Annotated in this window: 7 protein-coding genes; 4 read left to right on the top strand and 3 right to left on the bottom strand. The window is 66.0% G+C overall.

Going from position 1 to position 8208, the window contains the following annotated elements; genetic code table 11:
- Window positions 1–96: 96 nt before the first annotated feature.
- Together fdhD and mobA are read left to right on the top strand one after the other, a co-directional pair.
- Entirely contained in the window at window positions 97–987 is an 891-nt protein-coding gene (gene fdhD / locus IVB31_RS09375; RefSeq protein WP_247321070.1) for a formate dehydrogenase accessory sulfurtransferase FdhD, read from the top strand.
- Entirely contained in the window at window positions 974–1612 is a 639-nt protein-coding gene (gene mobA / locus IVB31_RS09370) for a molybdenum cofactor guanylyltransferase MobA (protein ID WP_247321068.1), read from the top strand. The genes fdhD and mobA overlap by 14 nt, the downstream gene beginning before the upstream one ends.
- An 81-nt stretch (window positions 1613–1693) precedes the next feature.
- Here mobA and IVB31_RS09365 read toward each other — a convergent pair whose 3' ends face one another.
- Genes IVB31_RS09365 through IVB31_RS09355 form a run of 3 tightly spaced genes read right to left on the bottom strand, consistent with a single transcriptional unit; the run spans window position 1694 to window position 5650 of the window.
- The gene (locus IVB31_RS09365; RefSeq protein ID WP_247321066.1) at window positions 1694–3643 is read right to left on the bottom strand and encodes a molybdopterin biosynthesis protein; all 1950 of its coding nucleotides are present in this window, start codon (window positions 3641–3643) and stop codon (window positions 1694–1696) included.
- A gap of 12 nt (window positions 3644–3655) precedes the next feature.
- On the bottom strand, window positions 3656–4762 hold the full coding sequence (locus tag IVB31_RS09360; RefSeq protein WP_247321064.1) for a molybdopterin-binding protein: 1107 nt from the start codon (window positions 4760–4762) through the stop codon (window positions 3656–3658).
- A 54-nt stretch (window positions 4763–4816) separates the two neighbouring features.
- A complete protein-coding gene (locus IVB31_RS09355; RefSeq protein ID WP_247321062.1) occupies window positions 4817–5650 on the bottom strand; it encodes a substrate-binding domain-containing protein in 834 nt (277 codons plus the stop codon).
- A 304-nt stretch (window positions 5651–5954) separates the two neighbouring features.
- Here IVB31_RS09355 and IVB31_RS09350 point away from each other — a divergent pair, with 304 nt between their 5' ends.
- Both IVB31_RS09350 and IVB31_RS09345 read left to right on the top strand, forming a co-directional pair.
- Complete coding sequence (locus tag IVB31_RS09350) at window positions 5955–6848, top strand: helix-turn-helix transcriptional regulator (RefSeq protein WP_247321060.1); 894 nt, start codon at window positions 5955–5957, stop codon at window positions 6846–6848.
- A 101-nt stretch (window positions 6849–6949) separates the two neighbouring features.
- Entirely contained in the window at window positions 6950–8179 is a 1230-nt protein-coding gene (locus tag IVB31_RS09345) for an ABC transporter substrate-binding protein (protein ID WP_247321058.1), read from the top strand.
- Window positions 8180–8208: the final 29 nt, after the last annotated feature.

Raw genomic sequence — 8208 nt, 5'->3', positions numbered from 1 at the left:
CCCCCCCAGCCGTATCACGCGGCTGGAACCGCCTGGTCCGTCATTGTGAGCATGCTTATATCGGCTTGACCCGAATGTCATGCTAACGTCGCGGCCATGATGAAGATCGACAAAGCCCCGGTGCCCCTGATCGCACCGACCCCCGAAGACCCGCGCCTGACCGAGAGCGTGACCGGGACCGACCAGAGCGGCGCAAAAGTCACGATCAAGGTACCGGTGGAGCGGCCGCTGACGCTCTACCTGAATGCGCAGGAAATCGTCACCATGATGACGATCGGCGACTATCCGGAATATCTGGCACTGGGCTATTTGCTCAACCAGAACATGCTGAAATATAGTGACGCGGTCACCGAGGTCGAATACGACGACGACCTCCAGGTGGTCGTGGTGCGCACCGAACACCACACCAATTTCGAAGCCAAGCTGAAGAAACGCACGCAGACTTCGGGCTGCGCGCAGGGCACCGCCTTCGGCGACCTTCTCGAAGCGGTCGAGAGCGTCGCGCTGCCGAAGGCCGAGCTGCGCACCTCCTGGCTCTACCAGATGACGCAAACCATCAACACCATGCCCTCGCTCTATCTGGAGGCCGGCGCGATCCACGGCTGCGTGCTGTGTAGAGAGGGAGAACCGCTCTGCTATACCGAGGACGTCGGCCGCCACAACGCCGTCGACAAGATCGCGGGCTGGATGTACCGCCACGGCGTCGATGCCTCCGACAAGATCCTCTACACCACGGGACGCCTCACCTCGGAGATGGTGATCAAGACGGTGCGGATGGGGATTCCGATCCTGGTGTCGCGCTCCGGCTTCACCGCCTGGGGCGTCGATCTCGCCCGGCAGGTGGGCTTGACGCTGGTCGGGCGCGCGCGCGGAAAGCGCTTCATCGCACTCGCGGGCGAGGAGCGCATCGTCTACGACCAGAACCTCGCTTACGTCGAGGAGGAGTCGGCCAGGCACAAGCGCAAGGGTGAAGGTGGTGACGACTAGCTTTCCGACCACCCAAGGCGTGCTGCTCGCAGGCGGCCTGGCACGGCGCATGGGGGGCGGCGACAAGCCGATGCGCACCATCGGCGGCCGCACCATTCTGGAGCGCGTGATCGCGCGCCTTTCGCCCCAGTGCAGCGGACTGATCCTCAACGCCAATGGCGATCCCGCGCGTTTCGCCGCGTTCGGCTTGCAGGTCATAGCCGACGATGTCCCCGGCTTTCCCGGCCCGCTCGCCGGCATCCTCGCCGCGCTCGACTGGACCGCGGCGAATCGGCCGGACGTCGAGTGGGTGCTCAGCGCCGCCGGCGACTGCCCGTTCCTGCCGCGCGATCTCGTGGCGCGCCTGCACGAAGCGCGAGAACGGGAGAGCGCGCAGCTCGCGGTCGCCGCATCAGGCGAGCAGTCGCATCCGGTGATAGGCTTGTGGCGCGTTGGCTTGCGCGGCGAGCTGCGTCACGCGCTGGTCGTCGAGGATCTCCGCAAGATCGATCGCTGGACCGCGCGCTACCCGCTCGCGACAGTGACGTGGCCGACCGAGCCGCTCGATCCGTTCTTCAATGCCAACACGGTCGAGGATATCGCGGAAGCCGAGCGGCTGGCCGCGCTGGACGCAACGTCTCAATAAAGTTGCGACTTGAGGCAGCCAAGGCCGTTCACTGGACTGTCCCTGTTGAACGGCGGTGGCGAACGCCGCATCGCCGGTCGTCTAGGCCGGCCGAAATCCGGACCGCTCCAGCGCAGCGCGGGCCTCGTCCGAGCCGAGCGCATCGAGAAAAGCCCGCACCGCCGGGCGGTCTTTGCGCGCCGTCACCAGCGCAAAATCATAATGCTCTTCCGCGAGCGGAATGAAACCGAGGCCGACCGCATGGGCGACCGGCGCAATGGTCATGCCCCAGTCGGCGCGGCCCTGCGCGATGGCGGCAGCCACTGCGTTGTGCGAGCGCGGCTGGTTCCAATAGCCTTCCGGGCGCGCACCACCAAGCAGCCGGTCGATCAGGATGCGCGTGCCGGCGCCCTGGTTGCGGTTGACCATGATGCAGGCGGAATCGGCGAGCGCGGCGACGACCGCGTCCTTCGCGTCCTGGCCTTCGAAACGCTTGTCGCCCTTGCGGAAGACAATGCCCTGCATTCGCCGCCAGCCCGGGACGAGCTCCAGTCCCTCGACGAGGTAGGGCGTGTTGTAGGTCTCGCTCTTGTCGTCGAACAGATGGATCGGCGCCAGATCGCATTCGCCGCGTTTCGCCGCCGCGAGCCCACCGAGACTGCCGACCGCGATCGAACGCACGGTGAGGCCGGCATGGGCGAGTTGCGCGGTGACGAGATCGAGGCCAGTGCAATGGCTGCCGACGATGACGAGATCGGGTACCCGCACATGCGGCGTGAACAGCGTCACCTCGGCTTCGGTCCCTGCCGGCATCTGGTCGGCAAGCGCGTCGATGCGCAGAAAGCCGTCGGCCTGCGAGAACGACGTGATCGCGCCGGACCCCTTGCCGGAGGGATAAGCGATCAGGCCGTCCTTGCCCTCGACCAGCGAGACCATGACGAATTCGGTACGGCCAAGCTCCGAAGCAATTCGCACCGGCACGGTCGCGCTGACCTTGGCGTCGGAGCGCGGCGGCAGTCCGGCCATCCTGCGCAGCACCGGCACGATCATGTCGTGGAAGGTGAACATCGCCGAGGTCGGAAAACCCGGCAGGATCACCACCGGCTTGCCATCGCACACCGCAAGACACAACGGTTTGCCGGGCTTGAGCGCAACGCCATGCGCGATGATGCCGGGCTCGCCGAGCCGGTCGATGATGCGGTGAGAGAGATCGCCCGCGCCTTTTGAAGTGCCACCCGAGAGCACCAGCATGTCGGAATCCGCAAGCGCGCGGCGCATGGCGGCTTCGAGCTTGGCTTCATCGTCAGGAATGGCGCCGAGGAAAAACGCCTCGCCGCCGTTCTCGTCGATCGCGGCAGCGACGATGGCGCCGTTGGTGTCGTAGATAGCAGCGGGTGCGAGCAACTCGCCAGGCTGAACCAATTCGTCGCCGGTGGAGATGACTGCAACGCGCGGTTTTCGCGCGACAGTCACGTCTGCAATGCCGCAGGCCGCCAGCATGCCGATCTCGCGCGAGCCGATGAGCGTGCCGGCCCGCAGCAGCGCCTCGCCGCGCGCGATGTCGGATCCTGCATAGGATATGAATTGGCCGGGCGACGCAGCGCGACGGACTTCGATCGCGTCGGGGCCGGCCGGTTGGGTGTGCTCGACCATGACCACGGCATCGGCGCCGCGCGGCAGCGGACCCCCGGTCGCGATCGGCGTTGCGCTTCCCGCCGCCACTTGCAGCGCCGGTGCGGTGCCGCAGTGAATGGTCTCGCCGTTCAGCCGGAGGCGAACCGGTGCGCCCTCGCCAGCGGCTGTAAGGTCCGCCGAGCGCACCGCAAAACCGTCGACATTGGACCGGTCGAACGGCGGCACGTCGATCGGCGCAGTGATGTCTTCAGCGAGCGCCGAACCGAGCGCATCGGCAAGCTTGCGGGATTCGCTCGGGATCGCGCGCGGGAACAGCGCGGCCTCGAAGCGTGCCAACGCCTCCTCGCGAGAAAGGATCTTGAGGAACTGCTCCTGTTCGAGCGCGCTGCGGACTTGCGACTGCGGGATCGTCGTCATGCCAAACCCATATCATTCCCGCATCAGATAGGCATCGACCGGCGCACCTGCCGCAAATCCCTCGTGGCCGGCGGGAACGAGCAGCCATGCATCGGCACGTGCAATTGCCTGGAGCGGCCATTCGCTGACCGCAAGCGGCACCCACGCATGATGTTCCTCGGCCAGCAGGGCAATTTCAGCGATGCCGACGCTGGATGTGATTTTTCGTGCGAGCGGCAGGGTCGTCTGTCGACGCGGCAGCCGCGCCGACAGACGATCGACGAGCGGGAGCACGAGCGCGAACCAGGCCGCGAGCGCATGGTCCGGCGAACCGGGCAAGGCGACGACAGAAACCCGCCCGAGCCGCCCGACCGCGGCGGTGCGTCCGGGCTGAAGCGCAAGACCATGGGCGATCACATCACCACGCTGGGCCAGCGCGGTGACTGCTGCATCGTGGCGGCCGACACCGCTGCCACCAACCGTCAGCAGGAGATCGCAGGTGGGAGTGCCGAACGCCTCCGCGATCGATACCGCGTCTCGCGCGCCAGCCTCTTGCGTTTGCACATCCAGCCCTGCGGCGCGCGCGATATCCGCAATCAGATGCATGGTCACCGTTGCGCCCGATACATTGACAATGCGCAGCCGCGGACGGCGTACGCTCAGCTTTTCAACACCGGCCGCGCGCGCGAGCAGCAGAGCGGCAGGACTGACCGGATAGCCTTCCGGCGCGGCAGGCGTGCGTCCGTCGATGTCACTTCCAGCGCGCCTGACGCCCTGCCCCGGCACGCCCTCAGCCAGCACCTGGGCGAGCGGACCAGACACCTCGACGGTGTCGGCATCGAGCACACAGTCGCATCCCGCCGGCATCGCGTCGCCCGCATCGACCCAGGCCGGCGCGATTGTCAGAAGCAGCGGTGAATAGGAGGACGCGCCGACCAGATCATTGGCGCACAATGCCCAGCCGTCCGCGGCAGCGACGTCGCGAGGCGGATGGGCCGCAAGCAGCGCCGTACCCGCCGCGATGCAGCCGGCCGCTTCAGCCAGCGGCAACACCACCGGCGCGAGCGGATCAAGCCCTTTCAGCAACGCCGCGAGCGCGGTGTCGAGCGGCGTCAGCGATGGCGGCAGGCGCTGGGTCATGCACCATGGTGGACCATGCATCGCCTGGTTTGGCAACCGCCGGCGATGCGAACGTCAGCCGCCCGACTTGTCCGCGTTGGGGAAGAACAGCTGTTGGCCGTCGACCTTGTAGCCGGCGATCGCCGCCTGCCCTTCGGGCGAGATCAGCCAGTCGACGAAGGTCTGCCCCGGTTCTTTCTTCACGTTCGGAAACTTCGCGGGGTTCGCCAGCATCACGCCGTACTGATTGAGCAGCCGCTTGTCGCCTTCGACGACGATGTCGAGGTCGCCGCGCTCCTTGAAGGTGATCCAGCTACCGCGGTCGGACAGCACATAGGCATTCGCCGTGCGCGCGGCGTCGAGGGCTGAGGCCATGCCCTGCTTGGCTTCGCGGTACCAGGCGCCCTTGACGCTGGCAATGTCGATGCCGGCGACGATCCAGAGCGCGAGCTCCGCGGCATGCGTGCCCGAGCCATCGCCGCGCGTCACGAACGGCGCGCCCTTGGCCTCGATCGCCTTCAGCGCGGTCGCGATGTCCTTGCCCTTCACACCGGCGGGATCGCTCTTCGGGCCGATCAGCACATAGTCGTTGTACATCACGTCGAAGCGCTTCACGGCAAAGCCGTCGGCGACGAATTTCTCCTCCTGCGGCCGCGCGTGCATCAGCACGACGTCGACTTCGCCCCTTCGTGCCCCATTGAGCACCTCGTCCGCGCGCCGCGCGGTCACCTTGACATCGATGCCGGTTTTGTCGCGGAAGATCGGCAGCAGATAATCGAGCAGGCCGGATTCCTGCGTCGATGTGGTCGTGGCCAGGACGATCGCGCGATCCTCCGCGGATGACGCTGCAACGCCCGCGGCGAGACCGCAGAGAAGCAGGAGTGCAACGGACAGGCGGCGGACGGCCATGATCAGGTTCCCATTGGCTATGAAGCGATCATGATGATGATCGATTACGCCGCACTCGTGACGCGTTTGCTCATTGCGCTCTCCACTCGGGACATTTCGGCAATGCGTCGAGCGGCCGCGACCGCCGCAAGGCCGGCACCACGCGAGCGATTCAGGATCGTTCACCAAAGCAGACATCGCGCTTGAGGATGTGTTGCAAAGCAGCGAGATGATCAGGCATGGTCATTGCGGACAAAACTTGAAATGCAGAATTCGACCTGCGTCGAGCGCTAAAAAGAAGCAAGAATTTGCATAGGAATGCAGGATGGAATTCCTGACGACCAGCGAAGCCGCCGACTATCTTCGGCTCGGCGAACGCAAACTATATGAACTCGTCACCACCGGTGCGATCCCCTGCACCAAGGTGACCGGAAAGTGGCTCTTCCCGCGCCATGAGCTCGATCTCTGGGTGCTGTCCGGACTGGCGCGTCCGGCCGGCATGCTGATCGCGGAGCCGCCCCCGGTGGTGGGCGGCAGCCAGGACGAACTTCTGGATTGGGCCTTACGCGAATCCGGCTCCGGTCTGGGATCGATGAGCGAGGGCAGCGCGCGCGGGCTCGAGCGCCTCCAGCGCGACGAGGTGATGGCGGTGGCAATGCACTTCCACAGCCTCGACGCCGACGGCAATCTTGCCGCTGACGCCAGCGTGACGGCTCTGCGGGACGCTCCGGACCTGCATGATGCATTGCTGGTCGCGTTCGTGCGCCGCGAGCAGGGTCTCGTGCTGTCGCCGGGCAATCCCAAGCGGCTGCGCGGCCTCTCCGATGTGCTCGCGCTCGGCGCCAGGATGGCGATGCGGCAACAGGGCACGGGCGCGCAGATGCTGCTCGACGTGCTGCTGACGCGCGCCGGCGCCTCGACGCGCGATTTGCGACGGATCGAGACGCCGGCCCTGACCGGGCCGGATCTCGCCGAAATCGTCCGCGCTGGACAAGCCGATTGCGGCATCGCGACGCGTGCGGCGGCGCGCTCGGCCGGCCTCGATTTCGTGCCGTTGGTCTGGGAGAATTTTGACCTCGCGATGCGGCAGCGCAGCTATTTCCGCCCCGCCATGCAGGCCTTGATCCGGTTTCTGAGCGAAAAGCGGCTGCTGCAGCGCGCCGAGGAGCTCACCGGCTACGATCCCTCGCCCGCCGGACAAATCCGCTTCGCGGCCTGACGTTGACGCCCGCCCCCAAATAGTTGCAAAAGAAACCAATTCAGCCGGGCCATACCCGGGGAGCAACACCGGCCAACGCGCCGGATCAGGGGAGGACAAGCGTGACGCCAACGAGATTTGGACTGCCGGTCGCTGCCGTCTCTGCAGCGACGTTTCTGGCGGCAACGCTGCTGCCGGCTACAGCGTCGGCGCAGGTGTCCGACGACGTCGTCAAGATCGGCGTGCTCACCGACATGAACGGCCCGGCCTCCGCGCCGACCGGCCAGGGCTCGGTGACGGCGGCGCAGATGGCGATCGACGATTTCGGCGGCACCGTGCTCGGCAAGCCGATCAGCATCGTTGTCGGCGACCACCAGCTCAAGGCCGACATCGGCGGCGCGATCGCGCGGCGCTGGTACGACGTCGACCAGGTCGATCTGATCGTCGACGTGCCGGTCTCCGCGGTCGGGCTCGCGGTGCAGAACATGGCCAACGAGAAGAAGCGGCTGTTCATCACCCACTCCACCGGCACCGCGGATTTCCACGGCAAGTTCTGCTCGCCCTATGCGATCCAGTGGGTGTTCGACACCCGCGCGCTTGCGGTCGGCACCGCGGACGCCGTGGTCAAGCGCGGCGGCGACAGCTGGTTCTTCATCACCGACGATTATGCCTTCGGCCATTCGCTGGAGCGCGACGCCTCGGCGGTCGTGACCGCCAATGGCGGCAAGGTGCTGGGCTCGGTGCGGCCGCCGCTGGCAACCCCCGACCTCTCTTCGTTCGTGCTGCAGGCGCAGGCCTCCAAGGCCAAGATCATCGGCATCGCCGCCGGTCCCCCCAACAACATGAACGAGATCAAGACCGGCTCGGAGTTCGGCGTGTTCAAGGGCGGCCAGCAGATGGCGGCGCTGCTGGCGCTGATCACCGACATCCACGGCCTCGGCCTGCAGGCAGCGCAAGGGCTATTGCTGACGACCTCGTTCTATTGGGACCTGGACGACAAGACCCGCGAATGGTCGAAGCGCTACTTCGCCAAGATGAACAAGATGCCGTCGATGTGGCAGGCCGGCGTCTATTCGAGCGTGATGCACTATCTCAACGCCATCAAGGAGACCGGCACCGACGATCCGCTCAAGGTCGCCGCGAAGATGCGGGAAAAGCCGATCGAGGATTTCTTCGCCCGCAACGGCAAACTGCGCGAGGACAATCTGATGGTGCACGACCTCTGGCTGGTGCAGGTGAAGACGCCGGAGGAGAGCAAATATCCGTGGGACTATTACAAGATCCTCACGACGATCTCGGGCGACAAGGCGTTCGGCCCGCCGGACCCGGCGTGTGCGATGGTGAAGAAGTGAGATTGGCGAATGGCGAATAGGAAGTAGCG

It is taken from the genome of Bradyrhizobium sp. 21 (genome assembly GCF_023073335.1).
Lineage (GTDB): Bacteria > Pseudomonadota > Alphaproteobacteria > Rhizobiales > Xanthobacteraceae > Bradyrhizobium.
This window is presented reverse-complemented; position numbering and strand designations above follow the sequence as displayed.

Coding starts and splice junctions, on each gene's coding strand:
- fdhD (WP_247321070.1), top strand. CDS start 97: ATGATGAAGATCGACAAAGCCCCGGTGCCCCTGATCGCACCGACCCCC.
- IVB31_RS09365 (WP_247321066.1), bottom strand. CDS start 3,643: ATGACGACGATCCCGCAGTCGCAAGTCCGCAGCGCGCTCGAACAGGAG.
- IVB31_RS09360 (WP_247321064.1), bottom strand. CDS start 4,762: ATGACCCAGCGCCTGCCGCCATCGCTGACGCCGCTCGACACCGCGCTC.
- IVB31_RS09355 (WP_247321062.1), bottom strand. CDS start 5,650: ATGGCCGTCCGCCGCCTGTCCGTTGCACTCCTGCTTCTCTGCGGTCTC.
- IVB31_RS09350 (WP_247321060.1), top strand. CDS start 5,955: ATGGAATTCCTGACGACCAGCGAAGCCGCCGACTATCTTCGGCTCGGC.